Source organism: Nevskia sp. (assembly GCF_023266035.1).
Classification (GTDB): domain Bacteria; phylum Pseudomonadota; class Gammaproteobacteria; order Nevskiales; family Nevskiaceae; genus Nevskia.
The window spans coordinates 1-26,609 of sequence record NZ_JAHFRY010000061.1; the positions used below are offsets into that span (position 1 = coordinate 1).

A 26,609-nucleotide genomic window follows, 5' to 3' on the forward strand; every position below is an offset into this window, starting at 1 on the left:
TACTGGCGGTTGCGCCAACGCCGAAGGCCTGTCTCGATCTGGCCCGCCTCTGTGCCGATACCCAGCAGCCGGAAGAAGCGGCGCTGCATTATCGGCAGGGTTTGGAACTGGCCGCCGGCAATCGCTGAAGCGACCCGAGGGTCTTCCCGCCGTCGGGTTCCCAGCCCGTCCGCCATGCGCGACACTCCGGGCACGCGGCCAGCCGAGCCGTGACCGATGGAGGAGCGAGCCCAGATGAACGAGACCTTGAACGAGACCGCGAGCGAGACATTCAGCGCGGCGCAGCGCGCACTGCAAAGACAGTTCGGCACCGAGATGCTGGCGGACCGGGTGTCGATGATCACCATGCATCCGGAATTGAGCGAGCCCGAGCAAGCTTTCATCTGCAGCCGCGATCTGTTCTTCCTGTCGACGGTCGACCCCGATGGCCAGCCCACCTGCTCGTACAAGGGCGGCGCCATGGGCTTCGTGAAGATCGTCGACAGCGGCACCATCGCCTTCCCGAGCTACGACGGCAACGGCATGTACCTGTCGCTGGGCAATCTCAAGACCCACGCCAAGGTCGGCCTGCTGTTCATCGATTTCGAGACGCCGAACCGCCTGCGCCTGCACGGCAACGCCAGCATCGATCCGAACGATCCGCTGCTCAAGGATTACCCGGAGGCGGAAATGGTGGTGCGGGTGGCGATCACCAATCTGTTCGTCAACTGCCCGCGCTATATCCATCGCTACCAGAAGCTCGGCGATTCGGTTTATGTGCCGAAAGCCGGCTGCGCCACACCGGCAGCGAAGTGGAAGCGCATTGACGCTTTTGGCGATGCACTGCCGGCGCGCGATCTCGCGCCGGTGGCTGCTGCTGGCGGCGCAATCACGTTCGACCAGTACATCGCCGACCTGATGGAAGGCGACGGTTGATGCCGGCGAGCGAGCGCGACCGATGCAGGCACTGATCGTCGGCTGCGGCGATGTCGGCTGCCGCCTCGCGCTGCAGCTGATGGCACGCGACATCACGGTGACCGGCATCGTCCGCTCCGAAGCCAGCGCTGCGGCGCTGGCGCGGCTCGGCATCACGGCGCGGGTCGCCGATCTCGATGCTGATGCCATTGCCGATCCGCCCGCCGCCGACTGGTTGTTCCATTTCGCGCCGCCGCCGGAAAAAGGCGAGACCGATCCGCGCTTCGCCCAGGTGCTCGATGCGCTGAATCAGCCGCCGTCGAGATTGATCTATCTGTCGACCTCGGCCGTCTACGGCGACTGCGAAGGCCGCTGGATCGACGAGGACGAAGCCTTGAAGCCGAAGAGCGCGCGTGGCTATCGCCGGCTCGATGCCGAGCGTCGCGCGCTGGCTTACGGCGAGCGGCATGACATCGCGGCGATGATCCTGCGCGTGCCGGGGATCTACGGGCCAGGACGCCTGCCGCTGCAAAGGCTCAAATCCGGCACGCCGCTGGTGCAGCGCGATCAGTCGCCGTACACCAATCGCATTCACGCGGACGATCTGGCCTCCGCCGCGCTGCGCGTGGCCGAGGTCGGTGAAGCTGGCGCGGCCTACAACGTGTCCGATGGCCAGCCGACGACGATGAGCGACTACTTCTTCCGCTGCGCCGCGCTGCTCGGCTTGCCCGCGCCGCCGGAAGTGCCGCTGGCGGTGGCGCTGCAAACGATGTCGCCGATGCTGAAGTCGTTTATCGAAGAATCGAAGCGGCTGTCGAATCGCCGCTTGGTCGATCGGCTCGGCTGGCGGCCGCAGTACGCGAACCTCGAGGCTGGTCTGCCGGCCTGTCTGGTCGATGACGAAGTCGTCCGGGCGTTCGCCGGCCCGGCATAGAATCCGCTGCAGCAAAAACAACCGTTCCAAGACCCGGAGAACAGCATGAGCATTGCCCAGGAGTTCAAGAGTTTCGCGATGCGCGGCAACGTCATCGACCTTGCCGTCGGTGTCGTCATCGGTGCCGCGTTCGGCGCCATCGTCACCTCGCTGGTCGGTGACGTGATCATGCCGGTGGTTGGCCAGCTCACCGCTGGCGTCGATTTTTCGAAAGCGGCGTTCGTGCTGAAAGCCGCCTCGGAAGATGGCAAGACGCCGGCTGTACTGCTCAGCTACGGCAAGTTCATCCAGACGGTGATCAACTTCATCATCGTCGCCTTCGTGATCTTCCTGGTCGTTAAAGGCATCAACACGATGAAGAAGGCCGAGGCGGCAGCACCGCCACCGCCACCGCCGGGGCCGACCAACGAAGAAAAGCTGTTGATGGAAATCCGCGACCTGCTCAAGAAGAGCTGAGGTCCGAGCCTCAACAAAGCCGGCCTGATCGCTCAGGCCGGCTGTGGGGCAATCAAGCAGCCAGCGCCATCGGCGCCGCGACCTTTTCGTTCGCCATCCGCGGCGACACCGTGCCGCTCTTGCCTGACGGCAGTGACAGCTTGGCGATGCGCTTCCAGGTGCTCAGGGTCTGGCGCGCGAACGAGTCGGTCTTGTACGGCAGGCCATGCTTCTCGCAGATCGCGCGGACTTCCGGGGCGATCTCGGCATAACGGTGCGCCGGGATGTCCGGGAACAGGTGATGCTCGATCTGGAAGCTCAGGTTGCCGCTCATGATGTGCATCAGCTTGCCGCCGCTGAAGTTGGCCGAGCCGAGCAGTTGGCGGACATACCACTGGCCGCGCGTTTCGTTCTCGATCACCGATTCCGGGAACTGCTCGACGTCTTCCGGGAAGTGGCCGTTGAAGATCACCGCACAGGCCCAGACGTTGCGCGCCAGATTGGCCAGCACGTTGCCGGCAAACACCATCGGCGCCATCGGGCCGGCCAGCAGCGGGAACAGCACATAGTCCTTGGCCAGCTGCTTGCGCATCTTCTTCCACACCGGCTTGAACTCCTCCTTCAACTGCGCACCGGTCTTGGTCTTGTAGATCAGCACTTCTTCGAGCTTCAGGTTCTGCACGGCGACGAAGTGCTGGAAGAAGGTGTGCAGCAGCACGGTCAGCGGCAGGTTGGCGAGGAAGCGCGGCTCCCACTTCTGATCGGTCGACATGCGCAGCAGGCCGTAGCCGATGTCATGGTCCTTGTTCAGGACATTGGTGTAGGTGTGGTGTTCGTAGTTGTGGGTGATCTTCCAGTTCTTGGACGTGTCCGCGCTGTCCCACTCGAAGTTCTTCGAGTTCAGCGACGGATCGCCCATCCAGTCGTACTGGCCATGCATGACGTTATGACCGATCTCCATGTTGTCGAGAATCTTCGACACCGAAAGCGCGGCGACACCGGCCGGCCAGATCGGCGGAATCATCATCATCACGCGGCCGGCCACTTCGAACTGGCGCTGGCGCTTGATCATCGTGCGGATGTACTTGGCGTCGCGCTCGCCGAGGTCGGCGCGCATGCGGTTGCGGATGGCATCGAACTCGTTGCCGATGGCCGTGAACTGGGCTGGCGTGAGCGAGCTGAAAGTGTTCTTGGTGATGGCGGTCATGGTCAGGTCTCTACGGTTATTGAAGAGGGAAGCTTGTTTGGACAGTCCGGACCGGGATGGCCCGGTCGGTCGCAGGATGTGATTACAGATCCAGCGTCACGGTGCCGACCGGCACGCTTATGCAGATCTGGATATCGCCTTCGCCGGCATCGCTGATCTCGCCGGTGCGGGTATCGCGCACGCGGCCCGCCGTCTTGCGGCAGGTGCAGGCGTGGCAGATGCCCATGCGGCAGCCCGATTCCGGCTTCAGGCCGGCGGCTTCGGCCTGGTCGAGCAAGGTGCCGCCGCTATTCTTGGCGAGGCGTTCGCTGCGCATGAAGCGCACTTCACCTTCGGCATTGGCGCTGTCGACGACCACTGGCGCGGCCGTGAAGTGTTCGAGATGCAGGCGTTCGGCAATGCCTTCATCGGTCCAGATTTGCTGCACCGCCTTCATCATGCCGGGCGGGCCACAGAGGAAGGTCTGCGCTTCGGCGTAGTCCGGCACCGCATCATTCAGATGCGCGCGGCCGAACAGGCCACTCAGCTCACCACCCTGGTCGGCTTCGACATAGCCGCGCAGCAGCTGCACGTTGGGGTGCTTCGCGGCGATCTCGGCCAGTTCCGCGGCGTAGATCTGATCCTTCGCCGCGTTCGAGTAATGCAGGAAGGTGATCTGACCCGCGTGGCCCTCATCGCAGAGCGTGCGCAGCATCGCCATCACTGGCGTGATGCCGCTGCCGCCGCTGATCAGCAGCACGCGCGAAGGACGCGTTTCTGGCAGCGCGAATGTGCCTTCGGCCTGCGACAGACCCACCGTCGTGCCGACCTGCAGGTCCTGCTGGAGATGTTTGGACACGAAGCCACCGGCATGCGCCTTGGCGGTCAGTTCGATCAGGCCATCGGCGGCGTGCACCGAGTTGGCCGGCGAGTAGCAGCGCGTGCGGCGCACGCCGTTGATCTCGACCGTCAGACGCAGGTACTGGCCGGCGCGAAAGCCCTGCCAGTTGCCGTTCGGGTGCAGCGTCATCGTCACGCTGTCGTCGGTCTGATAACGGACGGCCGTCACTTCGGCGCGGACTTCGTTCAGCGAGAAGGTCGGCGCGAAATGCTCCACGTAGCGGTCCACGCCATGCGGATAGGCAAGCGTGGCCGCGATGCGCGAGCTCAACGCGCGGCGCAGGCCGGTGCTGAAGAAATGGGTACGCGGGGCGGTGGCAGACATGACTGACTCCTCGATTGGTGGACGTATGTTCACGCAAGAGGATCGATGTGTCAACAGTTGTTCACTAAAAATATCTACCTGTTCACTGATGACTGCCCTTGTCTGGTCAGTGCGCTGCCAGAACACGGCTAGAACGCGGCCAGAACGCGGATTTACAAGGGGTTTCGCTGTTACCATCACGCTTGTACACCGAGGAACAGTGATGAGCGTGCGCAGTCGCCAACCGTCCGGGCCAGAAATTCCGGCATCCGAAGAGGAAGTGTTGCCAGCGCGCGGCCAGCGCAAGCAGCGGACCCGCGACGCGCTGATCGATGCCGCGTTGCAGCTGATGAACGAGGGGCGAAGCTTCAACTCCCTGGGTCTGCGCGAAATCACCCGCGTTGCCGGCGTGGTGCCGACCTCGTTCTATCGCCACTTCCGCGATACCCACGAACTGGGTCTGGTGCTGGTCGAGGAAAGCGCGCTGACCTTGCGGCGCATGCTCCGTGAAGCGCGCCGCGCCGGCGCACCGGTGAAGGACATGATTCGCCGCTCGGTGCAGGTCTACTCGGCTTTCGTACTGGCCAATCGCCTGCATTTCCTGTTCATCGCTGGCGAGCGCACCGGCGGCTCGCCAGTGATTCGTGGCGCGATTCGTAACGAAGTCGACCAGTTCACCGCCGAGCTGACCCAGGATCTACGGCATCTGGCGATCTTTCCGCAGTTGACGCCGGACTCGCTGCAGATGATCTGCGGCCTGGTGGTGAGCACCATGCTCAACGGCGCGACCGACATCCTTGATCTGCCGCCCGACGACTCCGCGCAGCCGCTCGAAGACAATCTGGTGCACCAGCTACGGGTGATCTTCCTCGGTGCCCAGCTGTGGCGGGACGAGATCAGCTGAAGCGCAGCTTGTAACCGGCGGCCGTGAGATAGCCGGCTTCCAGCTCCAGATCCTCGCGGGTCAGCGGATGACGATCCAGCCAGCCGCTGCGGAACGCCAGTTTCAACTGCTTGCCGCTGGCACCGAGTTCGAACGGAATGCGCAGGCCTGGCGCGCGCGAGCGATGCAGCACGATCGCCAGCCGGAACAGCACGGCGAGTCTGGCGATCGGCTGCTTCCAGCTTTCTGGAAGATCTTCCAGGGCACCCTGGGCAAACTTGCCGCGCTGCAGCCGCACCAGGGCGGCGACCAGGCGCTGATCGGTCTGCGAGAAGCCGAACAGCTCGGCGTTGCGCAGCATGTACTCGCCGTGGCGATGGCTGCCCTCGTGAGCGATGACCAAGCCGATCTCGTGCAGCAGCGCCGCCCAGCGCAGCAGGCGCGCCGACACTTCGCGATCGAGTTGCCAGGCGTCATGCGCCTGATCGAGCAGCTTCAGCGCCGAGCGTTCGACTTCACGCGCCTGTTCATGATCGACGCCGTAGCGCGTCGCCATCGCATCGACCGAGCGGCTGCGCACATCGTTGTCGGCAAGCCGGCCGAGCAGGTCGTAGATCAGGCCTTCGCGCAGCGCGTGCTCGGAGGTTTCCATCGCGTCGATGCCGAGGCTGTCGAAGACTCCAGCAAGCACTGCCAGCCCGCCGGCGAACACCGGGCGGCGATCTTCGCGCAGACCGGGGAAGTCGATCTTCGCGACGTTGCCGGTGCGGATCACCAGTTCCACCGTGCGGTTGACGGCTTCGCGAGTGATCTTCTCTTCGGCCCAGCCCTGGCCGCGAGCCACGCGCCAGACGCCGCGCACGGTACCGCTGGCGCCGATCGCGACATCCCAGCCGGCGGCGCGGTACTGGCGTTCGACGAATTCCAGTTCGACTCTTGCCGCCAGTCGCGCTTCCTGCATCTGCGCGCGGGTGATGACGCCATCGGCGAAGTAGCGCTGGGTGTGGGTGACGCAGCCGAGCGCCATGCTCTCCATCAGGCGCGGATCGGCACCCTGGCCGATGATCAGCTCGGTGGAGCCGCCGCCGATATCAACCACCAGCCGTCGCGGCTTCGGCCTGCCAAGACCATGGGTGACACCGTTGTAGACCAGGCGCGCTTCTTCGACGCCGGAGATCACTTCGATCTCGTGACCAAGCGCCTTTTCGGCTGCGCGCATGAAGCGGCCGCCGTCGGCCAGCCGGCGCATGGTGTTGGTGCCGACCACGCGGACCCGCTCGGACGGGATGCCGCGCAGACGCTGGCCGAAGCGCTTCAGGCAATCCAGCGCACGGCTTTCCGATTCAGCGGTGAGTATGCGATTGGCGTCGAGCCCGGCGGCGAGGCGCACGGCATCGCGCAGTCGATCGACGATCTGCAACTGGCCGCCGCTGTCGCGAGCCACCAGCATGTGGAAGGAATTGGAGCCGAGATCGACTGCGGCAACTTCGCCGGCCGCCGGATTGCCAGCGGGCTTCGCGCGCTTACCGGCCATCTTCGTCAGAACGAGGTAATGACCGCTGCCAGCAGCAGCAGCGACAATAGCAGCAGGCAGAGGTAGGACAGGCCGGCGCCAAGCCGGCGCAGCGGATGCACCGACGCCAGGCTCAGGCCGATGGCGAAGCTGACGCGGGCAAACAGGAACAGCGCGACCAATATGATCAAGACCCCGTTCGCGCCGGCATACAGCTCGTAGCAGAGCGACAGGATCACGAACATCGGCAGGAATTCGACCGTGTTCGCGTGCGTGCGGATCGCCCGCAGCAGCTCGGCATTGCCGCCGTCGCCGAGTGCGATCCGGTGGCGCATGCGCAGCAGCGAGACGCGCAGCGCCAGTGCCAGGATCAGCAGACCGCCAAGCGCAGCGCAGGTGGCAGTCACGGGGATTTGCATGGCGGCACCGGGTCGACGATTGGGCAAGAGGAAAGCCGCCGAACTATAACTGAACTCTATGACCGGCCCGATCGTGTCGATGCCCTGTGCCGAACGCAAAAACAGGCTCCGAAACAGCCGGTTTTATTGACGCAAGCCCCGGATTCGCCGACCATACCGCCCGCTGCGCGGCTGCTCTTCGCGCACTGCCACGATCCTAGGAGACACCCTGATGATTTCAGTGCGATGGGGCCTGATTGCCCTCACCGCCGCCCTGACCTGCACCGCTGCCAACGCCGAAGGCGACGCCGCAGCGGGGAAGGTCAAGGCTTACACCTGTTACGGCTGCCACGGCATCGTGAACTACACGAACGTGTACCCGAGCTACCACGTGCCGAAGCTCGGTGGTCAGCATCCGGAGTACATCGTCGCTGCGCTGAAAGCCTACAAGTCCGGTGAGCGTCCGCACGCCACCATGCACGCCCAGGCTGCCAGCCTCAGCGATCAGGACATGGCCGACATCGCCGCTTATCTGACCAAGGCCCCGGAAAAGAAGTGAGCACGACGATGAACTCCCGTCCCTCGAAGTTGCTGTCCTCGATCGCCGTTGCGTTGCTTGGCCTTTCGGCCATCGGTGCTGCCTCCGCCAACGAAGAAGCCGCGGCCCCGGCTGCTGCCGCTGGCGGCAAGCCCGCCCAGGTCGGCGTCTGTGCTGCCTGCCACGGCGAGAACGGCGTCAGCGCCTCGCCGATGTTCCCGAACCTTGCCGGCCAGCACCGCAGCTACATCGAAGTGGCCCTGAAGGGCTACAAGAGCGGCGCCCGCAAGAACGCCGTGATGGGCGGTCAGGCCGCTGGTCTCAGCGATGCCGACATCAAGGCGCTGGCGGTCTGGTATTCCAGTCAGAAGCCGGTGCTGTATACGGTCGGCCCCGAAGGCGAAGCCAAGAAGTAAGCGCTTCGGCTGACCCAACCGGCCCCTCGCTTGCGCGACGGGCCGGTTTTTTATTGTCCGTTGTCGACGATCGCCAGAAACGAACAACCCCGCCGAGGCGGGGTTGTCGTACAGCCGCTTGAGCCTTGCCGCTTATTCGTCGAGGAACGAACGCAGGTAGTTGGCGCGCGACGGATGACGCAGCTTGCGCAGCGCCTTCGCTTCGATCTGACGAATACGCTCGCGGGTGACATCGAACTGCTTGCCGACTTCTTCCAGCGTGTGGTCGGTATTCATGTCGATGCCGAAACGCATGCGCAGAACCTTGGCTTCGCGAGGTGTCAGCGAGGCCAGTATCTGGTGTGTGGCTTCCGCCAGGCTCTGCGAGGTCGCCGATTCGAGCGGCGAGACGGCCGCCGTGTCCTCGATGAAATCGCCCAGATGCGAATCCTCGTCGTCGCCGATCGGGGTTTCCATCGAGATCGGTTCCTTGGCGATCTTGAGGACCTTGCGAACCTTGTCTTCCGGCATTTCCATCTTGATCGCCAGCTCTTCAGGCGTGGGCTCGCGGCCCATCTCCTGCAGCATCGTGCGGCTGATGCGGTTGAGCTTGTTGATCGTTTCGATCATGTGCACCGGGATGCGGATGGTGCGCGCCTGATCGGCGATCGAACGGGTGATCGCCTGGCGAATCCACCAGGTGGCATAGGTCGAGAACTTGTAGCCGCGGCGGTATTCGAACTTGTCCACCGCCTTCATCAGGCCGATGTTGCCTTCCTGAATGAGATCGAGGAACTGCAGGCCGCGGTTGGTGTACTTCTTGGCGATCGAGATCACCAGGCGCAGATTGGCCTCGACCATTTCCTTCTTGGCGCGACGAGCCTTGGCTTCACCGACCGTCATGCGGCGGTAGATGTCCTTGATCTCATCGATCGACAGCAGATTGTCGCCTTCGATCTGGGTCAACTGGTCCTGCAGCAGCTTGATGTCGTCCTTCTTGGTCGCCAGCGCTGCCGAATACTTGCGCTTGGCGCGGATGGCCTTTTCCAGCCAGCCGAGATCGGCCGTGGCGCCTTCGCGGTACTTGACCAGGAATTCTTCGCGCGACATGCCGCATTCGGCCACGCAGATACGCAGCACCGAACGCTCGATCGAACGGATCAGTTCGACCTTGTTGCGCAGATTGTTGGTGACTTCGACGACGATCTTCGGCGACAGCCGGAAGGTCATGATCAGATCGGCCACTGCGGCGCGGCGGGCCTGCGTCTTCTTGCTGGCGGTGCCGAGGCGAAGCAGCGAATCCCAAGCCTCGTCGTAGAGCGCCTGCAGCTTGCCGAAGTTCTCGGCGCAGAGCACAGGATCCGGGCCGGTATCGACGGCTTCCTCTTCTTCCTCGGCAGCGCCTTCGACCACTTCGGGTTCGATTTCGGCAACTTCCGGCGGCAGCACTTCTTCAGGTGCGGCCGGCAGCGGCGCGTTCGGATCGAAGAAGCCGACCACGACTTCGGCCAGACGCTTCTTGCCGTTGACGGCGTTGTCGTACTGTTCGAGCAGGATCGCCACCGTTTCCGGGTAGCTGGCCATCGCATACAGCGCTTCGCCCAGGCCTTCCTCGATGCGCTTGGCGATGCGGATTTCGCCCTCGCGATCCAGCAGCTCGACCGAGCCCATCTCGCGCATGTACATGCGCACCGGATCGGTGGTGCGGCCGAACTCGGAATCGCTCGCGGCAAGCGCGGCAGCGGCTTCCTCGGCGGCTTCCTCGTCGTCCTCGGCGGCGGCTACGGCCGGCTCGCTGAACAGCTGGGCCTCGGTGTCCGGGGCTTCGTCATGGACCGGAATGCCCATGCCCTGGATCATCGTGATGACGTCGTCGATCTGCTCCGAATCGACGATTTCAGGCAGGCTGTCGGACACTTCGGCAAAGGTCAGGAAGCCCTTTTCCTTGCCGAGCGCGATCAGGTTCTTGATCTGGGATTGCTGGTCAGCTGCTGCCATCTGAATACTCTTGCGTGAAACCGGCGTGTGTGGCGTCGGTCAAGAACTGCGCAGTTTACTGGATTTGGCGGTCAATCAGCCAGCCAGATGCGCAGAAATGGGGGCAAGGTCGGCGCTTGCAAGCGCCGCGCATCTGCTGGTTGCCAGCCGGCACAAGTCTGCGGACAACATCCGGGCGCGAGCCAAATGACCGTCTTCTCGATTTTTCGTTCGCTATCCGGCCTTGCCGCGCTGCCGGCGAGTCGTTCGGAGGCGTTCAGGGTCGCTGCATCAGCGCCATCAGTTCGGCCTGCTCGGCCGGTTCCAGCGAGCGCTCGCGGGCAGTGTCGAGCAAGGCCTGCTGACGTTCGCGGATCGCCCGCTTGCGCAGATGCGTCAGGCAATCGAGAAACTCCGCCTCCAGCGAGGCATCGACGATGGTCAGCGGCATCGCGCTGATGCGCATCAGCGCCGCACCGCGCGCAGTGCCGCGATGCAGTTCCAGCCACTGTGCAGCGTGCGCCTCCGGGTTCTCGCGGAAGAACTCGATGGTGTCGATCAGGATGTCCAGGCCAGGCTGGGCAAGCATCTCGATCTGGCCGAGATGTTCGGCCTTCGATGCCAGGGCCGGCTCCTCCAGCAGCAACTGCAGCGCGATCCGCACCGGTTTCGCGCCGGGGCTTTCGACTCGTCGCGTGTTGTCGGTCGGTGCTGAGGAGCCCGCGGCTTCCGGCTTCGCTCTGGCCGCCAGCGCTGCCTCGAGATCGCCGCGACCGAGGCGCGTCAGCCGCGCCAGTTCGTCGACGATCAATGCGCGCAGCGGCCCATCGCGCAGTTTCTCGACATGCGGGCGGGCGAGGCCCGGCAAACGTGCGCGGCCATCGAGGGTGGCGATGTTGACCTGCTTCTGAAGCTCGCCGAGCAGGAAATCGGACAGCGGCTGCGCCTGCTCGATCAGCATGCGGAAGGCATCGGCGCCAATCTCCTGGACCAGCGAATCCGGATCGTGGCCGTCGGGCAGGAACATGAAGCGGCATTCGCGGTTGTCGAACACTTCCGGCAGCGCCTGTTCCAGCGCGCGCCAGGCGGCCGAGCGGCCGGCGCGGTCGCCATCGAAACAGAACACCACGCGTTGGGTCGACTTGAACAGCAGGGTCAGATGCTCGCGCGTGGTCGCCGTGCCAAGGGTGGCGACCGCGTTGCGGATGCCGTGCTGGGCGAGCATGACCACATCCATGTAGCCCTCGACGACCAGCAGTGAGGCCAGTTCCGATTTCGTCGACTGTTTCGCTTCGAACAGGCCGAACAGGTTGCGACCCTTGTGGAACAGCGGCGTCTCGGGCGAGTTCAGATACTTCGCCGGATCGTTCGCCAGGGTGCGGCCACCGAAGCCGATCGTGCGGCCGCGGGTGTCGCGGATCGGGAACATCACGCGGTTGCGGAAGCGGTCATAGGCGCCGCCTCCGCCACCCTCCCGCTCGATCAGCAAGCCGGCGTCCATCGCATGCTTGCGCTGGCCATCGGCCTCGGGAAACAGGCGGGTTAGCGCATCCCAGGATTCGGGTGCGAAACCGACATTGAACAGCTTGGCGGTCTCGCCATCGAGGCCGCGCTTCTTCAGGTAGTCGATCGCCGGCTGATGCGTGCGCAGTTGGCTGCGATAGAACTTCTCGGCGACGGCCAGCGCATCGAGGTGGCTTTCCAGAATCAGGCGCTGGCTGCCGTCGTCGTTGCCGCCTTCGCGCGGCACATCGACGCCGGCGCGCTTGGCCAGTTCCTCGACTGCTTCGACGAAGCTGAGGCGATCGTTCTCCATCAGGAAGGTGATCGCCGTGCCGTTCTTGCCGGACGAAAAATCGAAAAACATCTGCTTCGCCGGATTGACGAAGAAGGACGGTGATTTTTCGTTGGTGAACGGCGACAGGCCCCGATACTCGCGGCCGGCGCGCTTCAGTTCGACACGGGAGCCGACGACTTCGACGATGTCGATGCGCGTCAGCAGGTCTTGAATGAAGGAGTCGGGGATACGGGACATGACTGCAGTGTCCAGTGCCTAGTGGTTGGTGGCTAGTAGAGAAACCGAAAACCGATGGCTTCTACCAACCACTCATCACTGACCACGAGCCCCTGCTTCTAGGCGAGCTTGGCCTTGATCAGCCCGGACAGCTTGCCCATGTCGGTCTTGCCAGCGACCTGCGGCTTCAGCCAGGCCATGACCTTGCCCATTTCCTTCATGCCGACGGCACCGGTTTCGGTGATGCCCTGAGCGATCAGTGCGCCGACTTCCTCGTCACTCAGCTGCTGCGGCAGATAGCCGGTCAGCACGACGATTTCCGCCGCTTCGATGGCGGCGAGGTCCGGCCGGTTGCCGGCAAGGAACTGCGATTCCGAATCGCGACGCTGCTTGAGCATCTTTTCGAGCGTGGCGATCACCACGGCATCGGTCAGTTCGACGCTGTCGACGACTTCGCGGTTCTTCATTTCCGAGGTCAGCATGCGCAGCACGCCGAGGCGCGCCTTGTCGCCGGCCTTCATCGCCAGCTTCACGTCTTCGGTGATGCGGGTCTTGAGATCGGTCATGTGAGGGCGCCTGAAAATGGAATCGGGAAAAACACAAATCGCGCCCAGAGGCGCGATTTGGAGTGCTTCTTTATTGAACAGCCCGCGCCATTAACGGCGCGGTGCTGGTCAGAGCAGCAGACTCGCTTAGTACAACCGGATCTGCTTGGAGGTTTCGCGAGAAACCTTCTTGGCCTGACGCTTGACGGCAGCAGCGCGCTTGCGCTTGCGTTCCTGGCTCGGCTTTTCGAAGAATTCCTTCTTGCGGAGATCGGTCAGAACGCCGGCCTTTTCGCAGGTGCGCTTGAAACGGCGCAGGGCAACTTCGAAGGGCTCGTTATCGCGGACGCGGACATTCGGCATCAGTTCACTCTCAACAGCGGACAAAAACGGAATTAGGGAAGCGCTCCGATCAGCAGGCAGATCAGGAGGGGCGCAAAGTCTAGTCAATCGTCGGCTGTAAAGCAACGCGCCATGCCCCACAATGCTCGGCATGCGCGTTCTCGGCCTCGAAACCTCCTGCGATGAAACTGCCGCAGCCATCTATGACGGCGAGGCGGGCCTGCTTGCCCATGTGCTGCACAGCCAGGCCGCGATGCACGCCGAGTATGGCGGCGTGGTGCCAGAGCTTGCAGCGCGAGACCACGTCGGCCGCATCCAGCTGCTGGTGGCCGCGGTGCTTGCCGAAGCGGGCCTGGCAGCGTCCGATCTCGATGGCATCGCGTACACGGCCGGCCCGGGCCTGATCGGCGCGCTGCTGGTGGGCGGCGCCTTCGCGGCAGGTCTGGCCGCCGCCATCGAAAAGCCGCTGCTGCCGATCCATCACCTCGAAGGCCATCTGCTGGCACCGATGCTGGAAACACCGCGCCCGCAATTCCCGTTCGTGGCGCTGCTGGTCTCCGGCGGCCACACGATGCTGGCGCGGGTCGACGGCGTGGGGCGCTACGAGATTCTCGGCGAGACGCTCGACGATGCTGCCGGCGAAGCCTTCGACAAGACCGCGAAAGCGCTGGGCCTGCCATATCCCGGCGGCCCGGAGCTGGCCAAGCTGGCCAAGGACGGCCGGCCCGGCGTGTTCCGCTTCTCGCGGCCGATGACCGATCGCCCCGGGCTCGAGTTCAGCTTCAGCGGCCTGAAGACCGCGGTGCTGAACCAGTTGAAACCGGATTTCGACAACCAGGCCAAGGCTGATCTCGCCCGCGCCTTCGAGGAAGCGGTGACCGACACGCTGGCGATCAAGTGCGAACGGGCGCTCGATGCCACCGGCCTGAGCGCGCTGGTCGTTGCTGGCGGCGTCGGTGCCAACCAGCGTCTGCGCGCGCGGCTCAAGCTGGCAACCGACAAGCGCGGCGCCGGCCTGTTCTTTCCACGCCCCGAGTTCTGTACCGACAACGCGGCGATGATCGCCTACGCGGGCTGGGCGCGGCTGTCGGTCGGCGAGCGCAGTGCTGGCCTTCCAGCGCGTGCGCGCTGGCCGCTGCATGAACTGCGCGCGCCAGCACCCGCAACGGCTTGATCTCCGCGTCTCCTTCCCAACTCACGTCACCACGATCCGACTCATGCCGCTCGACACTGTCTTCATCCAGGCGCTACAAATCGAAACCATCATCGGCGTCCACGCCCATGAGCAGAACGCGCCGCGTCCGCTGCTGATCGATCTGGAGATGGGTACCGACATTCGTGTAGCGGCGTCGAGCGATCGCATCCGCGATGCCGTCGACTACAGCGCGGTGGCCGAAGCGATTACCTGTCTCGCCGCCGAGCGCCGCTTCCAGTTGCTGGAAACCCTGGCCGAAACCCTGGCGCGGATGCTCTTCGAGCGTTTCCCGATCGCCAGCCTGCGGATGACCATCGGCAAGCCTGGCGCGGTCGAAGCTGCGCGGACGGTTGGCGTGCGCATCGATCGTCGGCGCGAGGATTACGCCGCCTGCGGTGTGCGCTGACGGTTATCCTGTCGGCCCGTCTGTTTCGTCGAGCGCCCCGTCATGAAGAAACTGCAACGCATCGAGCTGCTGAAGGACTTCATCCAGGAAGCCGTCGATCGCGGCGCGACTTCAGTGCAGGCGGTGCATGAATACATCGCCGATCTGCCCTTCGAAGCGCTGGAGCAGACCGGCCTGCTGACCGAAGACAAGACCGGACTGCGCCAGAAACAGCAGCAGACCATCGGCGTGGTCTACGACGCGATCCGTCGCATCAACCGCGAGATCGGCCAGCTGATTTCCGATCAGTTCGAGAACATCGAGGAGTCGACCGAGGCCGCCTCGCGCATGGCGCCGGAGCCGTCCCCCAGCAAGCCTGCCGCGCCGCGCAAGGCGGTCGCATCGAAGTCCGTCCCAAAGGCAGTCAAGAAAGCTGCGCCTAGGAAGGCCGCAGCGAAAAAGAAGGCTGGCTGAGCAGCCTCTTCAGGCCGGAACTAGTCGCAGACCGGCAGCAGCACGCCGCGTGACACCCAGGCACCGGCTTTGCGCTCGAACTGGTAGGCCGTCGAGCCGCCGCAGCCCGGATTGACCAGGCTGTTCGAGGGATCGCAGACCATCACCTGGTCCTTGCCCTGACCGAACCACAGCACCTCGGCGTTGTCCGGCAGATTGGCGCGAATCAGCAGTTCGCGGCTATCGGTGGGGTCGGCGGACAGACGTGACCAGGCCGGGCCGGCAATCGCTTCGCAATCCTGGGTGCCGCGCGAGGCGCAGCCAGCAAGGACGAGAGCGGCGGTGATCAGCAATGCAGTTCGGAACACGCGGCAGATCCTTGTTTGAAGTTTGACCGGAAGCCGTTTCAAGCGCCGCCAGCGACGGTCATCGCATCGATCAGCACCGAACCGCAGCGCACCCCGCCACGGGTATCGACATCGGAGCCGATCGCGGCGATGCCGCGGTACATGGTCGCCAGATTGCCGGCGATGGTGATCTCGTCGACAGGGTAGGCGATGACGCCGTTCTCGACCCAGAAGCCGCTGGCCGCGCGTGAGTAATCGCCGGTCACGGTGTTGACGCCCTGGCCCATCAGATCGGTGGCGATCAGGCCGTGGCCCATCTCGCGGGCCAGCGCTTCTAGGCCGCCGTCGAAGGTCGAATCGACGATCAGGTTGTAGATGCCGCCGGCATTGCCGGTCGATTCCATCCCCAGCTTGCGGGCGCTGTAGCTGCCGAGCAGATAGCCGCCGAGCACGCCGTGATCGATCAGCTGGCGCTCGGTTGTCGCAACCCCTTCCTGATCGTAGGCGCTGCTGCTGGCGCCGCGCAGCAGCCAGGGCATCTGCCGGGCGCTGACTCTAGATGCGAACACCGTTTCGCCGAGCTTGCCGTGCAGGAAGCTGGCACGGCGATACAGGGAAGCGCCCGAAATTGCGCCGATGAAATGGCCGAACAGGCCGCGCGCCACTTCGGCCGGGAACAGCACCGGCGCGGTCTGTGTGCTTACCGAGCGGCCGCCAAGGCGCGCCGCGGCCCGCTCGCCAGCGCGCTTGCCGATCGCGGCAGCGGCGTCGAGATCGGCGTAGCGCCGCGTCGCGCTGTACCAGTGACCGACCTGCATCGCATCGCCGTCGACGGCAATCGCGGCGCAACCGAGGCTGTAATCAGTCGCCCGGCGACAGCCGAGGAAGCCGTGCGTGTTGGCGTACAAGCTCAGGGATTCGCGAGTGTCGACGCTGGCGCCTTCGGACTGGGTGATGCGCGCATCGGCCGCAAATGCCGCGGCTTCGCACTCGCGGGCGAGATCGATGGCCGCTTCCGGCTCGACGATCGCCGGGTGGTAAAGGTCCAGATCGGGAAACTCGCGTGCCATCCGCGCCGGATCGGCGAGGCCGATACAGGGATCTTCGCCGCCGACCCGGGCAATCGCGCAGGCCGCTTCGACGGTGCGCTTCAGTGCGGCATCGGACAGATCCGTGGTGCTCGCAGAACCGGTGCGATGGCCGAAGAACACGGTGACCGACAAGTCGCGGTCGCGCTGGAACTGCACCGATTCGACTTCACCCTGGCGCACCGCCACCGACAGACCGCGGCTGACGCCGAGATAGCTTTCGGCAGCACTGGCACCGAGTGATTTCGCCAGCGCCAGCGCGGCATGCAGACGCGGTTCGAGGTCGTGGGCTTCGGGCAGGCCCTGAATCCGGGCCGGGGGCGTTGCAGTCATTAGCAGAGACGGAAAGGTCGCAAAGGATCGCGGCAGCTTACGGCAATCCACAAGCGTAAAGGCTGGCGAAGGCGGCGCGGGCCCATGCGAAGATTGGCTTGCTGCCGCCATCCCATCCTCCACGAACCTGCTCCCATGAACTTCACCACGCTCAAGATCGAACTCGATGGCCCCGTTGCCCGCCTGCTGCTGAATCGGCCGGACAAGGCCAATGCGATGTCCGAAGCGATGTGGGCCGAGCTGCCGCAGGCCGCCGCCTGGCTGAACACGCAAAAGCAGGTGCGCGTGGTGATCCTGGCCGGTAGCGGCAAGCACTTCACGGCCGGCATCGATCTCGAAGTGCTGGCCGGCCTCAGCCAGCGGGTGCTGGGACCGGGCTGCCCGGCGCGGGCGCGCGAATACCTGCGTGACTGGATCCTCGGCGCCCAGGCGACGATGACCGCGATCGAGAACATCCGGGTGCCGGTGATCGCCGCGATCACCGGTGCCTGCGTCGGTGCTGGTGTCGACATGATCGCCGCCTGCGACCTGCGCTATGCGACGGCCGATGCGAAGTTCTGCATCAAGGAAGTCGATCTCGCCGTGGTCGCCGATGTCGGCACCGTGCAGCGCCTGCAGCCGATCATCGGCTACGGCCGGGTCGCCGAGCTGACCTATACCGCCGAAACCTTCGACGGCAACAAGGCCGAGCGCATCGGCCTGGTCAACGGCGTGTTCACCACGTCTGAAGCGCTGATGGCCCACGTCGAAACCCTGGCCCGTGAGCTTGCGGCGAAATCGCCGATCACCGTCCGCGGCGTCAAGAAAAGCCTGCTCTATTCGCGCGACCACACAGTCGCCGAAGGCTTGGAGTTCGTCGCCGGCTGGAACGCCGCAATGTTGATTTCGGCCGACATCCAGGAGGCGGTCGGTGCCTACCTGCAGAAGCGCAAGCCGACGTTCGCCGACTGACAAGCCTTCGGCGGACAAGCAAAAGGCCGACCCTCGCGGGCCGGCCTTTTGCGTTACTGCAGAACGACCTCAGCGCAGATCGATCGCGAGGCTGCGGATCTGGGTGCCGCCGGCCGGGCCGATCAACGCCGTACCGCCAGCCACGCCAACTGGCGTTGCCGCGCCCGTGGCCAGGTTGATGCGATACAGATCGGAAGTGCCGCTGCCGCTGGTGTTGATCGCTGCCAGCACCAGGCCGTTGGCACCGCCGGCGATCGTCAGCCCCGCATCGCCGCTGGCAGTGACGCCAAGCGGGCCTACGGCCACCAGCGTGCCGTCGTTCGGCGGCGCCTGGGTGTACAGCGTCGTCGCATCGAGGTCGTACAGCGTTGTCGTCGTGGTGCCGGCGTAGCTGTTGGTGTACGCCGCCGCGACGATCTGACCGGCTGCGCCGTTGAGCATCAGATCAGCATCGGTGGCGCCGGTGGCAACATTGATGCGCAGATTGCTGCCGGTGCTGTCGACCACCCGCAGACGATCCGGAACCGGATTGAAATCGACGCCGGCAATCGCGCCGGCCGGCAGCGTCGTGTAGAGCGGCGGTACCGTATCGGCCGGGTTCGCGGCCAAGACGGATGACAGCGTGGCCAGACCCGTCGAGGTGTTGATCACATAGATCTGATTCAGCGAGCTGACCGCGTACAGCAGGCCGTTTGCAGGGCGGAAATCCATGCCCAGCAACTGCTCGCCGGAGACAGTACCGGTGATCGTCAGATCGGTGGCCGTATTCGGCGCCAGCACATTGCCGGTCTGCGAGAACGACAGCAGGCGGTTGTCGGTGGTCAGCGCATAGACGTTCAGGCTGATGCCGCCGGTCAAAGCCAGCCCGCGCAGTGGAGCCGCCGCCGCAGTGCCGAGTCCGCCGCCGACCGCGCCAGTCACCGTTGCCGCGCCGGTGGTCAGGTTGACCGTGTACAGGGTCGATGCCGTGGCGCCGGCGGCGCTGGTCGCCAGCAGCGCGGCGTTGTTGCGGCCGTCGATCAGGAAGGCATCGACCTTGCCGACGTCGCCGGCGCCCAGCGCACCGATGGTGCTGGCCACGCCGCTGTTCGGATTGCCCGGATCATCGGCAATGCCATTGGCCGGATTGCTGCCGATCTGCACCAGGGCATCGGCACCGCTGTCGATCGCGTACAGCGTGGTCGTGCCGGCCGCCGGCACCGTGTTGGTGTAGGCCGTACCGCTGAGCGAGCTTGCGCCGGAGATCGCCGTATCAGTGGTGACCAGGCACTGACCAGCGCCGTTCAGGTTGGGATTGATGCGCAGGTTCAGACCGTTGTCAGCGATCACTCGCAGGCGGTCCGGCACCGGGTTGAAACCGACGCCGAAGCTGGCACCGGCGGGCAGCACCGAGTACGGCAGCGTGGTGTCGGCCGGATCGGTCGCCAGCGGGCACAACGCGGCGGCCACACCCGCATTGCTGAGCGAGTACAGCTTGTTGTCGCTGCCAAGGCCGACGATGCCGCCCGTCGATGGGCGGGTATCGATGCCGAGCAGATCGGTGCCCGCCGGCAGGCCACTGATCGCGCCGCTGGTGCACAGCTTGCCCGGCGAGCCGCGCATGAAGCTGACATAGCCGTTCGCGGTGGTCAGGCCGACCAGTTCGCCCGGGGCCTGGCTTGGCGTTGCTGTCTGCGGACTGGTTGCGAAGCCCGCCGCCGATTCGCCGGCGTTCAGGACGATGCTCGTCATCGCGGTCGCCGCGCCAGTCGTCGTGTTGATCATGTAGAGGCTGGCGCCGCTGGACGTGGTCATGACCGCATAGGCGGTGTTGGTGCCGTCGGCGGAGGTTGCGGTCCCGAAGCCATCGACGGAGTCGATATCGAGGCCCAGGCTGCCGATCGCTGTCAGCACGCCATCGTTCGGCGGGTTCTGCAGAAACAGTCGGTCGCTGGCCGGATCGATCGTGAACTGCTGGGTCCGGCAGGCGGCGTTGAAGGCGTTGGTGTAGGCCGTGGCCGAGGCACCGGCGGCTGCGCCGTTGAGCGCGGTGTCGGTGATGGTCAGGCCGGTGTCGATGTTGATGCGCAGATTCTGGCCCGCGTCCGAGATCACCCGCAGGCGATCGGGCACCGGGTTGAAGTCGATGCCGAAGCGGGCGCCGGCGAGGCCGGTGTACGGCGTCGTCGTGTCGGTGGGATCGGCGGTCAGCGTGCTGGCCGCGATCGCCGCACCGGTGGTGGGATCAAGCCGGACGATGCGGGCGCCCGCGGGTCCATTGACCAGCGCATAGAGCAGGCCGTTGCGCGGACGGAACGCCAGATCGAGCACCGTTTCGCCGGTGGCGAGGCCGCTGATGGCAGCGCTGAACAGTGTGCCGCCGGAGCCGGTGAGATTGATGCCGAGCAGGCGGTTGCTGCTGGTGACCACGTAGCTGTCGGTGATCACCGGAGACGTCGGTGGCGGGGGTCCCGGGGGGCCGTTCTCCTTGCTGTCGCAGCCGTACAGAAACAGCGCGGCAGCGGCCAGGGCCCAACTCTTGTGGCGCATCAGCATGATCAATCTCCATGAGTTCAGTGCACAGCCAGCGGTTGCCGGCTTCCTTGTGGTTCGAAGCCGCGCAGGAAGCCGCGCGGCCGCGCTGGCCTCCGCTCACCCATGTTTCGGAAGGTGGAAGCGCGGCAGACCCACGAGTCTGCGTACACCGATTGCATGGAATCGGATGCGCAAAATGGCGATGAAAAATCACATGGCCGACTTTCGTCGGAGACATGTCAGACGCGTGTTGTTACCGCGTCATGAGCATGTCGATTTTTGGCTGAATCAGCGCTTCAGCAGATCGAGCAGCCGCTGATGCAGGCCGCCGAAATCGCCGTTGCTCATCACCAGCACGCGGTCGCCCGGGCGGGCTTCGGCGGCGATCGCGGTTGCGAGTTCGGTCAGATCATCGTGCAGGCGCAGGCGTGTGCCGACCGCCGCCAGCGCGCTGCCGGCGTCCCATTTCAGATCGGGCCTGGCGTAGACGAAGGCGAGGTCGGCATCGGCGAGGCTCATCGAGAGATCGCCACCGGCGTGGCCGCCGAGTCGCATGGTGTTCGAGCGCGGTTCGAGCACGGCGAGAATGCGGCCGGGGCCGCGTTCGCGCAGGCCGGCGAGGGTGACGCTGATCGCCGTCGGGTGATGGGCAAAATCGTCGAACACTTCGACGCCGCCCGCGGTGCCGAGCAGTTCCAGCCGGCGCTTGATGCCACGGAACGATTCGAGACCGCGCAGCGCATCGGCCGTCGAGACGCCGACCTGCGCCGCTGCCGCGATTGCCGCCAGCGCATTGGCGCGGTTGTGTGGCCCGGCCAGCGGCGTGCGTGCTGTGCCGAGCGTTTCGCCGCGATAGCCGAGGGCGAAGCCGTCTGCGCTGCGCGTCGCCTGCCAGCCGCGCGCATCACGGCCTTCGCCATCGAACCACTCGATGCCGGACCAGGCACCCATCGCCAGCACCCGAGGCAGATTCAGGTCCTGCGCGTTGACGATCAACCGACCTTCGCCGGGCACGGTGCGCACCAGGTGATGGAACTGTCTTTCGATCGCTGCCAGATCCGGAAAGATGTCGGCGTGGTCGTATTCAAGGTTGTTCAGGATCGCGGTGCGCGGCCGGTAGTGGACGAATTTCGAGCGCTTGTCGAAGAACGCGGTGTCGTACTCGTCGGCTTCGATGACGAAGCACTTGCCGCGGCCCAAGCGCGCCGAAAGGCCGAAGTTGACCGGCACGCCGCCGACCAGAAAACCCGGTTCCAGCCCGGCTTCCTCGAGCAGCCAGGCGAGCAGGCTGGTGGTCGTGGTCTTGCCGTGGGTGCCGGCGACCGCCAGCACGTGGCGGTCCTTCAGCACATGGGCCGCCAGCCATTCAGGACCGGAGACGTAGGGCAGGCCAGCGTTCAGCACGTGCTCCATCGCCGGATTGCCGCGGCTGACGACATTGCCGACCACGACCACGTCGGGCGGTGGATCGAGATGCTCGGCCAGGTAGCCCGGCATCACCGCGATGCCGAGCTTTTCCAGCTGCGTCGACATCGGCGGCCAGCCGTTGGCATCGGAGCCGGTGACCTTGTGGCCGGCCTCGCGGGCGAGCGCGGCGATGCCGGCCATGAAGGTGCCGCAGATGCCCAAAATATGCAGGTGCACGACTCAGGCGCCTCCGCCGAAGATCAGCTTCAGCACCGGCCCGGCGAACGCGACCAGCAGCACCACGTTCATCACGCAGAGCAGCGCCAGCACGCCGGCGCCGAAATAGCCGAGGTTGGCCGCCTGGCGCAGTACATGGCTGGTGACGGCGAAGAACCAGATGGTCAGCAGGTCGAGCAGCAGCGAAGCACCGCCGGGCAGATCCGGCATCTGGTCCGGGCTGATGGTCAGCGGCGCGCCGCCGGCGGGAATGGCGTCCTGGGCCACGCGCAGCGATTCGAGGAACGCCATCATCCCCGGCATGATCGCCGCCATCGGCAGGCTCATGATCAGCAGCAGCACCGAACCGGTGGCCAGCAGTGCATTGCGCGTCTGCACATAGCGAGGTTCGAGGCCGCGCAGGCGCAGCGTGGTGCGGACGAACATCGACAGGGCAGCGGTGGCGATCACGCCGCTGGCCAGCGCCATCGCCAATGGCAGCATCTGGCCCAGCACGGCCGCCGTCGCGACGATGCCGAGGACGATGCAGCCACGGCTCAAACCCGGGTCTTCGCGATAGGGAAAATCGGCCGGGCCGGCACGGAACAGCAGGATCTTCAGCGTTGCCTGGAACGCCTCGCTCAGCATCGGAATAGTGAATTGTCGGGACGGGAAAGCTGCATTCTAAGCGGCCTGCTGCGGGCTTATTCGCCCGATACGCAGTGACGCCGAGCCGGCCGCTGCTGCCGTCGAGCGCGGACCATCGATGTGCCTGTCGGGATGTGTGTTGCTTCGTGCGAAACTGCCGCGCAAATCCACGAGACTCGACCTTGAACGCCGCTGTTGAACTGATCGTCACCGCCGATGCACTCGCGGCTAGAGTCGAAGGCTGGAAGCAGCGCCCCTGGCTGGCCCTGGATACCGAGTTTCTTCGTGAAGACACCTATCACCCGATCCTCTGCTTGGTGCAGGTCGGCGATGGCGAATCCGATGTCTGCATCGACACCCTGGCGCTGGCGCCCGAAGCCCTGAAACCGTTGTGGGCACTGCTCGCGGCGCCGGCGATCACCAAGGTGCTGCACGCGCCTTCGCAGGATCTGGAGATTTTCGTTCGGCTCGGCGGCGATACCGTCACGCCGCTGTTCGATACCCAGATCGCCGCCGCGCTGCTTGGCCATGGCGATCAGCTGGGTTATGCGGCCCTGGTCGACAAGCTGCTCGGCATCAAGCTCGACAAGAGCCTGACCCGCACCGACTGGTCACGTCGGCCATTGACCGGCCCGGAGCTGGCCTATGCCGCTGCCGACGTCCGGCATCTGTCGGAAATTCATCCGCGCATGCGCGAGGAACTGATTGCGCTGGGTCGGCTGGCCTGGTTGCAGGAAGACTGCGCGCGGCTGGCCGAGCCGGCGCGCTACCGCAACCCGCCGAACGAGGCCTGGAAGCGTCTGAAAGGGCTGGGGCGGATGCCGCCCGCAGCACAGCCGGTGGCGATGGCGTTGGCCGGCTGGCGCGAGCGCATCGCCCAGGAACGTGATCGCCCGCGGAAATGGATTCTCGATGACGACGCGCTGTACCGCATCGCCGAACGCGCGCCGCGCGATCTCGAAGAGCTGGCGGCGCTGAAGGTGCTGCCGGTCAAGACCGTCGAACGTCACGGTCAGGCCTTGACCTCGCTGGTCGCTGCCGCACAGGCCGAAGCGCCACGGCCGGCCCTGGTCGACGAGCCGCTGACCGAACCTCAGAAGGCCAAGCTGAAACGGCTGCAGGACGCTCTGCGGGTAATCGCCGAGGCGCAGAACCTGCCGATCTCGCTGATCGCTCCCAGGGCCGATCTCGAAGCGATGATCCGCTTCGGCGCCGCTGCCGAGGCCACCGTGCTGCAAGGCTGGCGCCGCGAACTGGCTGGCGACGCGTTGCTCGCACTGCTTTGAGCGGAAACGACGACGCCCGGGTCTCGCGTGGCGAGGCCCGGGCGTCGGGAACTGCGGCGATCGATTACAGCGCCGCGACGATGCGATCGAAGATCTGGTCCATCGTGCCGATGCCGTCGACGGCGACGACCTTGCCCTGCTTGCCGTAGTAGTCCAGCAGCGGATGGGTCTCGGCGTTGTAGACCTTGATGCGGTGGCGGATCACGTCTTCCTTGTCGTCGTCGCGGCCTTCCTTCTGGGCGCGATCGAGCAGGCGGGCGATGATTTCCTCATCGGCCACGGCGAGGTGCACAGCGCGCGAAATGCCCGGCTGGCCGAGACGCACCAGCATCGCGTCCAGGGTTTCGGCCTGCGCGGTGTTGCGCGGGAAGCCGTCGAGGATGAAACCCTTCTTGGCGTCGGGCTGAGCAAGGCGTTCCTCGACGATGCCGATGACGATCTCGTTGGCCACCAGCTGGCCAGCGTCCATCACCGCTTTCGCCTTTAGGCCGAGTTCGGTGCCAGCCTTCACGGCAGCGCGCAGCGCGTCGCCGGTGGAAATCTTCGGGATGCCGTAATGGGCGACCAGCTTTTCGCCTTGCGTGCCCTTGCCCGAGCCGGGCGCACCCAGCAGGATGATTCTCATGGTGCAGACAGCCCCTGTGTGAGCCGCATGTGTGCGGCTTCGTTCGGAAGAAAGCGATCACAACAAAGCTGCAGTCTGGCGTGTGTGGTGACGCCGACCGCAGCGATAAGTGAGCGCGATGGGCGAAACGGTACCCGGTGGATGCGTACCACGTCAACGCGGAAATCGTGCCAGCGCGGTTATACTTTGGGCCATACCCATCGCATTCTCCGCGCCGGACCCTGCTCCGGTCCATCAGCCTCCGGTCCTTTCGCCTCGTCCTTGCCATGCCTCGCAATGCCTTCTACGCCCAATCGGGCGGCGTCACGGCTGTCATCAATGTTTCCGCCGCCGGGGTCATCGAGACCGCCCGGCGTTACTCGCAGACGATCGGCAAGGTCTACGCCGGCCGCAACGGCATCATCGGCGCGCTGACCGAAGATCTGATCGACACCTCGCTGGAATCCGATGCTGCGATCTCGGCGCTGCGCTACACGCCGTCCGGCGCTTTCGGTTCCTGCCGCTACAAGTTGAAAGGTTTTGACAAGAATCAGGCTGAGTACGAGCGCCTGATCGAAGTGTTCAAGGCCCATGACATCGGCTACTTCTTCTACAACGGCGGCGGCGATTCGGCCGATACCTGCCTGAAGATCAGCCAGATGGCCGAGCGCCTGAACTATCCGCTGCAGGCGATCCACGTGCCGAAGACGATCGACAACGATCTGCCGATCACCGATTGCTGCCCGGGTTTCGGCTCGGTGGCCAAGTACGTGGCCGTATCGATCCGCGAAGCCGGCTACGACGTCGCGTCGATGGCCAAGACTTCGACCAAGGTGTTCATTCTCGAAGTGATGGGCCGTCATGCCGGCTGGATCGCCGCTGCCGGTGGCCTGGCCTCCGAGAACGAAGGCGACAGCCCGCACATCATCCTGTTCCCGGAAATCACCTTCGACGAAGCCGCGTTCCTCGCGAAAGTCGATCACTGCGTGAAGACCTACGGTTACTGCACGATCGTCGCCAGCGAAGGCCTGCATGCGCCGAGTGGCGAGTTTCTGTCCGAAGCCGGTGGCAAGGATGCCTTCGGCCACGCCCAGCTCGGCGGCCTGGCGCCGCTGCTCGCAGGCATCGTCAAGGACAAGCTGCAGTACAAGTATCACTGGGCGGTGGCCGACTATCTGCAGCGCGCCGCGCGCCACATCGCTTCGGCCACCGACGTCCAGCAGGCCTATGCGGTTGGTCAGGCGGCCGTCGAGATGGCCGTGGCCGGCAAGTCCGGCGTGATGCCGGCGATCATCCGCACCAGCGATTCGCCGTACACCTGGAACATCGCCGAAGCGCCGCTTGCCAGCGTCGCCAATGTCGAGAAGAAGATGCCGCGCGACTTCATCACCGCCGATGGCTTCCACATCACCGCCGCCTGCCGCCGTTACCTGGCGCCGCTGATCCAGGGCGAGGACTATCCTCCCTACGTCAACGGCCTGCCGGCCTACGTGCAGTTGCAGAACATCGCCGTGCCGAAGCTGACTGGCCGCGAGTTCAAGGTCTGAAGCACTAACGAATCGCTGCACTATACCCCTCACCACAACAGGTATCGACACATGGGTTTTGAAGCACTGGGTCCGGGCGAAAAGGCCCCGAACGAGTTCTACGTCGTCATCGAAATCCCGGCCTATGGTCCGCCGGTGAAGTACGAAGTCGACAAGGACACCGGCCTGCTGATGGTCGATCGCTTCATGAACGTGGCGATGAGCTACCCGGCGAACTACGGCTACGTGCCGAAGACGCTGGCGGGCGATGGCGACCCGGTCGACGTGCTGGTGATCACTCCGCATCCGGTCGTTGCCGGCTCGGTGATCAAGTGCCGCGCGCTGTGCGTGCTCGACACCGAAGACGAGAAGGGCACCGATGCCAAGCTGCTCGCCGT

At 65.0% G+C, this 26,609-nt stretch carries 27 protein-coding genes; 13 read left to right on the forward strand and 14 right to left on the reverse strand.

What is annotated here, in order from left to right:
- Positions 1–234 precede the first annotated feature (234 nt).
- The 3 genes from Q0D45_RS11035 to mscL are packed head-to-tail and all read left to right on the forward strand — an operon-like array spanning position 235 to position 2,284.
- The gene (locus tag Q0D45_RS11035; RefSeq protein WP_293392607.1) at positions 235–915 is read left to right on the forward strand and encodes a pyridoxamine 5'-phosphate oxidase family protein; all 681 of its coding nucleotides are present in this window, start codon (positions 235–237) and stop codon (positions 913–915) included.
- A gap of 22 nt (positions 916–937) precedes the next feature.
- Positions 938–1,828: an SDR family oxidoreductase gene (locus tag Q0D45_RS11040; protein WP_293392609.1), complete on the forward strand. Its 891-nt coding sequence runs from the start codon at positions 938–940 to the stop codon at positions 1,826–1,828.
- Positions 1,829–1,873: 45 nt separating this feature from the next.
- A complete protein-coding gene (gene mscL / locus Q0D45_RS11045) occupies positions 1,874–2,284 on the forward strand; it encodes a large-conductance mechanosensitive channel protein MscL (RefSeq protein ID WP_293392611.1) in 411 nt (136 codons plus the stop codon).
- A 52-nt stretch (positions 2,285–2,336) separates the two neighbouring features.
- On the opposite strand, the gene Q0D45_RS11050 is transcribed toward mscL, so the two are convergent.
- Both Q0D45_RS11050 and Q0D45_RS11055 read right to left on the reverse strand, forming a co-directional pair.
- Positions 2,337–3,470, reverse strand: coding sequence for an acyl-CoA desaturase (locus Q0D45_RS11050; protein ID WP_293392614.1), 1,134 nt, complete (start codon positions 3,468–3,470; stop codon positions 2,337–2,339).
- An 82-nt stretch (positions 3,471–3,552) separates the two neighbouring features.
- Positions 3,553–4,674: a ferredoxin reductase gene (locus Q0D45_RS11055; RefSeq protein ID WP_293392617.1), complete on the reverse strand. Its 1,122-nt coding sequence runs from the start codon at positions 4,672–4,674 to the stop codon at positions 3,553–3,555.
- Positions 4,675–4,876: 202 nt separating this feature from the next.
- Between Q0D45_RS11055 and fabR the strand changes: the two genes are divergently transcribed.
- Positions 4,877–5,557 (forward strand): HTH-type transcriptional repressor FabR, encoded by a 681-nt coding sequence (gene fabR, locus Q0D45_RS11060; protein ID WP_293392619.1) that lies wholly within the window; start codon positions 4,877–4,879, stop codon positions 5,555–5,557.
- Here the strand turns inward: fabR and Q0D45_RS11065 are convergent.
- Both Q0D45_RS11065 and Q0D45_RS11070 read right to left on the reverse strand, forming a co-directional pair.
- On the reverse strand, positions 5,550–7,070 hold the full coding sequence (locus tag Q0D45_RS11065) for a Ppx/GppA phosphatase family protein (RefSeq protein WP_293392621.1): 1,521 nt from the start codon (positions 7,068–7,070) through the stop codon (positions 5,550–5,552). The genes fabR and Q0D45_RS11065 overlap by 8 nt on opposite strands.
- A 5-nt stretch (positions 7,071–7,075) precedes the next feature.
- Positions 7,076–7,468: an MAPEG family protein gene (locus tag Q0D45_RS11070; RefSeq protein ID WP_293392623.1), complete on the reverse strand. Its 393-nt coding sequence runs from the start codon at positions 7,466–7,468 to the stop codon at positions 7,076–7,078.
- Between the two features lie 211 nt (positions 7,469–7,679).
- Between Q0D45_RS11070 and Q0D45_RS11075 the strand changes: the two genes are divergently transcribed.
- Together Q0D45_RS11075 and Q0D45_RS11080 are read left to right on the forward strand one after the other, a co-directional pair.
- A complete protein-coding gene (locus tag Q0D45_RS11075; RefSeq protein WP_022976235.1) occupies positions 7,680–8,006 on the forward strand; it encodes a c-type cytochrome in 327 nt (108 codons plus the stop codon).
- Positions 8,007–8,014: 8 nt separating this feature from the next.
- Positions 8,015–8,401 (forward strand): cytochrome c, encoded by a 387-nt coding sequence (locus Q0D45_RS11080; RefSeq protein WP_293392627.1) that lies wholly within the window; start codon positions 8,015–8,017, stop codon positions 8,399–8,401.
- Positions 8,402–8,533: 132 nt separating this feature from the next.
- Here Q0D45_RS11080 and rpoD read toward each other — a convergent pair whose 3' ends face one another.
- The 4 genes from rpoD to rpsU form a co-directional block, all read right to left on the reverse strand.
- Positions 8,534–10,378, reverse strand: coding sequence for an RNA polymerase sigma factor RpoD (gene rpoD / locus Q0D45_RS11085; protein ID WP_293392630.1), 1,845 nt, complete (start codon positions 10,376–10,378; stop codon positions 8,534–8,536).
- A 256-nt stretch (positions 10,379–10,634) separates the two neighbouring features.
- Positions 10,635–12,392: a DNA primase gene (dnaG, locus tag Q0D45_RS11090; protein ID WP_293392633.1), complete on the reverse strand. Its 1,758-nt coding sequence runs from the start codon at positions 12,390–12,392 to the stop codon at positions 10,635–10,637.
- 98 nt (positions 12,393–12,490) lie between these two features.
- Entirely contained in the window at positions 12,491–12,937 is a 447-nt protein-coding gene (locus Q0D45_RS11095; protein ID WP_293392636.1) for a GatB/YqeY domain-containing protein, read from the reverse strand.
- A gap of 126 nt (positions 12,938–13,063) precedes the next feature.
- On the reverse strand, positions 13,064–13,279 hold the full coding sequence (gene rpsU, locus Q0D45_RS11100; RefSeq protein ID WP_022976229.1) for a 30S ribosomal protein S21: 216 nt from the start codon (positions 13,277–13,279) through the stop codon (positions 13,064–13,066).
- Between the two features lie 130 nt (positions 13,280–13,409).
- Between rpsU and tsaD the strand changes: the two genes are divergently transcribed.
- Genes tsaD through Q0D45_RS11115 form a run of 3 tightly spaced genes read left to right on the forward strand, consistent with a single transcriptional unit; the run spans position 13,410 to position 15,312 of the window.
- The gene (tsaD, locus tag Q0D45_RS11105) at positions 13,410–14,432 is read left to right on the forward strand and encodes a tRNA (adenosine(37)-N6)-threonylcarbamoyltransferase complex transferase subunit TsaD (RefSeq protein ID WP_293392640.1); all 1,023 of its coding nucleotides are present in this window, start codon (positions 13,410–13,412) and stop codon (positions 14,430–14,432) included.
- 43 nt (positions 14,433–14,475) lie between these two features.
- Positions 14,476–14,859 carry a dihydroneopterin aldolase gene (gene folB, locus Q0D45_RS11110; protein ID WP_293392643.1) on the forward strand — a complete coding sequence of 128 codons (384 nt, stop codon included), beginning with the start codon at positions 14,476–14,478 and terminating at the stop codon, positions 14,857–14,859.
- Between the two features lie 42 nt (positions 14,860–14,901).
- Positions 14,902–15,312, forward strand: coding sequence for a hypothetical protein (locus Q0D45_RS11115; protein ID WP_293392645.1), 411 nt, complete (start codon positions 14,902–14,904; stop codon positions 15,310–15,312).
- A 20-nt stretch (positions 15,313–15,332) separates the two neighbouring features.
- Here Q0D45_RS11115 and Q0D45_RS11120 read toward each other — a convergent pair whose 3' ends face one another.
- Both Q0D45_RS11120 and pmbA read right to left on the reverse strand, forming a co-directional pair.
- Positions 15,333–15,659 carry a hypothetical protein gene (locus Q0D45_RS11120; protein ID WP_293392648.1) on the reverse strand — a complete coding sequence of 109 codons (327 nt, stop codon included), beginning with the start codon at positions 15,657–15,659 and terminating at the stop codon, positions 15,333–15,335.
- A 38-nt stretch (positions 15,660–15,697) separates the two neighbouring features.
- A complete protein-coding gene (gene pmbA / locus Q0D45_RS11125; RefSeq protein WP_293392651.1) occupies positions 15,698–17,059 on the reverse strand; it encodes a metalloprotease PmbA in 1,362 nt (453 codons plus the stop codon).
- A gap of 135 nt (positions 17,060–17,194) precedes the next feature.
- On the opposite strand from pmbA, the gene Q0D45_RS11130 reads away from it, so the two are divergent.
- Positions 17,195–18,010, forward strand: a complete 816-nt coding sequence (locus tag Q0D45_RS11130; RefSeq protein WP_293392654.1) for a crotonase/enoyl-CoA hydratase family protein — start codon at positions 17,195–17,197, stop codon at positions 18,008–18,010.
- A 69-nt stretch (positions 18,011–18,079) separates the two neighbouring features.
- Here the strand turns inward: Q0D45_RS11130 and Q0D45_RS11135 are convergent, their stop codons facing one another.
- The 3 genes from Q0D45_RS11135 to Q0D45_RS11145 form a co-directional block, all read right to left on the reverse strand.
- A complete protein-coding gene (locus Q0D45_RS11135; RefSeq protein ID WP_293392657.1) occupies positions 18,080–20,545 on the reverse strand; it encodes a DUF4394 domain-containing protein in 2,466 nt (821 codons plus the stop codon).
- Positions 20,546–20,812: 267 nt separating this feature from the next.
- Complete coding sequence (gene mpl / locus Q0D45_RS11140) at positions 20,813–22,168, reverse strand: UDP-N-acetylmuramate:L-alanyl-gamma-D-glutamyl-meso-diaminopimelate ligase (protein WP_293392660.1); 1,356 nt, start codon at positions 22,166–22,168, stop codon at positions 20,813–20,815.
- A 3-nt stretch (positions 22,169–22,171) separates the two neighbouring features.
- Positions 22,172–22,795 carry a hypothetical protein gene (locus tag Q0D45_RS11145; protein ID WP_293392663.1) on the reverse strand — a complete coding sequence of 208 codons (624 nt, stop codon included), beginning with the start codon at positions 22,793–22,795 and terminating at the stop codon, positions 22,172–22,174.
- 182 nt (positions 22,796–22,977) lie between these two features.
- Here Q0D45_RS11145 and rnd point away from each other — a divergent pair, with 182 nt between their 5' ends.
- Positions 22,978–24,081 carry a ribonuclease D gene (rnd, locus tag Q0D45_RS11150; protein ID WP_293392666.1) on the forward strand — a complete coding sequence of 368 codons (1,104 nt, stop codon included), beginning with the start codon at positions 22,978–22,980 and terminating at the stop codon, positions 24,079–24,081.
- Positions 24,082–24,145: 64 nt separating this feature from the next.
- On the opposite strand, the gene Q0D45_RS11155 is transcribed toward rnd, so the two are convergent.
- Positions 24,146–24,706 (reverse strand): adenylate kinase, encoded by a 561-nt coding sequence (locus tag Q0D45_RS11155; RefSeq protein ID WP_293392669.1) that lies wholly within the window; start codon positions 24,704–24,706, stop codon positions 24,146–24,148.
- A 266-nt stretch (positions 24,707–24,972) separates the two neighbouring features.
- Here Q0D45_RS11155 and Q0D45_RS11160 point away from each other — a divergent pair, with 266 nt between their 5' ends.
- Complete coding sequence (locus tag Q0D45_RS11160; RefSeq protein ID WP_293392672.1) at positions 24,973–26,232, forward strand: 6-phosphofructokinase; 1,260 nt, start codon at positions 24,973–24,975, stop codon at positions 26,230–26,232.
- 51 nt (positions 26,233–26,283) lie between these two features.
- Positions 26,284–26,609: inorganic diphosphatase (locus Q0D45_RS11165; protein ID WP_293392675.1), on the forward strand; the 326-nt coding region annotated here is incomplete at its 3' end.